The 1,654-nt window shown below is 72.7% G+C and carries 1 protein-coding gene; it reads left to right on the top strand.

Annotated elements, in window-relative coordinates:
* The first annotated feature begins 127 nt into the window (after positions 1-127).
* Entirely contained in the window at positions 128-1,519 is a 1,392-nt protein-coding gene (locus PSD17_RS08105; RefSeq protein ID WP_339122295.1) for an IS1380 family transposase, read from the top strand.
* The last annotated feature ends 135 nt before the right edge of the window (positions 1,520-1,654 follow it).

The following is a 1,654-nucleotide window of genomic DNA, read 5'->3' on the forward strand; positions in this document are numbered from 1 at the left end:
CGGCTGAGCCTGAATCCACCGGGCTTGGTGTGGGTTCGGCGTGGTGCGTAGGTAGAGAGTGCTCCTGAGCTGGACGATTGCGGTTCTCACGCCAGCAGTCGGTCTGGAGCAAAGGAGCACCCTCTTGGTGTCAGCATCGCACGTACTCGACCGCCTGTCGGTGACCGCGGACGACGCGTCGCTGATCGCGGGGGCCGGGCTGGTGTTGCCGGCGACGCTGGGACGCCGGCTGGGTCTGCCCGAGCTGCTGGACACGCAGGTCACTGCGGGTCCGCATGCCGCGCAGAAGTGTCTGACGGTGATCCATTCCGCGCTGGCGGGTGGGGACTGCATCGACGATGTCGACGCGCTGCGGGCCGGCGCGACCGCGGCGGTGCTCGGGCATCGAGTGGCGGCACCGTCGACCGTGGGGACGTTTCTGCGGTCGATGAGTTGGGGCCATGCCCGCCAGCTCGACGCGGTCGCCCGCCGGCTGGTCGTGCGCGCCGCTGCCGCGGGGGCGTTGGCCGGTGGGACGGCGCCGGTGGTGGTCGATATCGACGCCACCCTGGTCGAGACCTACGGGCTGGCCAAAGCGGGCGCGCGGCAGGTGATGCGCACCGGCCGCCGTGGCTATCACCCGCTGGTGGCCGTGCTCGCCGGTACCGGAGACGTGCTGCACGCGCGGCTGCGGCGCGGGCGGTCCAACGACGCCACCGGGGCGCCGTCGTTCGTGGCCGAGACCCTGGCCCGCCTGGAGCAGGCCCGGGCCGCCGCGGACCGGTCCGGGCCGGTGGTGTTGCGCGCGGATTCGGGGTTCTACCTGGCCGAGGTCCTTGCGGCGTGTCGCCGTCGCGGGGTCGGGTTCTCCATCGGTGCCCGCCTGCTCGGCCGGATGCGCGCGGCGATCACCGCAGTTCCCGAGCACCGGTGGACCCCGCTGCCCTACTTCGAACCCGGCGCCGCGGTCGCCGAACTGGACTGGGTCGTGTTCGACCAGCACCGGACCACCCCCGCCTCGAGCTGGCGGGGCAACGGGCTGCGGGTGCGGCTGATCGTGCGCCGCACCCCGACCCCGCCCGGCATCCGCGAACGCCGGGCCGGCCGGGTCGATCCCGCCCAGCAGGAGTTGTTCCCGACCTTCGAATATCACCCGTTCATCACCGACCAGCCCGGCGACCTCGTGGAGCTCGACGCCTTCCACCGCGGCCACGCCGAGGTGGAGCTGGCCATCCGTGATCTGAAGTACGGGTTCGGGCTCAACCACCTGCCCTCGGGCCGGTTCGGGGCGAACCAGGCCTGGCTGGTCTTGCAGACCATCGCGCACAACCTGGCCCGCTGGACCGCCCGGCTCGGCGGGATCGCCGCGACAGCCCGGCAGACGGTCAAAACGCTGCGTCGCCGCTACCTGGCCGTCCCGGCCCGGCTGATCCGCCACGCCCGCGGTCAGCGGCTCCGCCTGCCCACCGGCTGGCCCTGGGCCACCGGCCTGCTCACCGCGCTGACCCGCCTACGGGCCCTACCCGAGCCCGCGGGCTGACCCACGCTGCCCGCTACCCGCCCGCGACCAGGACCTCGGAGCCCGCACCGGGACCTCTCACGCCCTGCGCCTATCACCACGAGCCAACCCACCCCAAAGATCAACAAGTGCGGACGACGGTGGATTCAGGCTGAG

It is taken from the genome of Pseudonocardia sp. D17 (genome assembly GCF_036984265.1).
Lineage (GTDB): Bacteria > Actinomycetota > Actinomycetes > Mycobacteriales > Pseudonocardiaceae > Pseudonocardia > Pseudonocardia benzenivorans.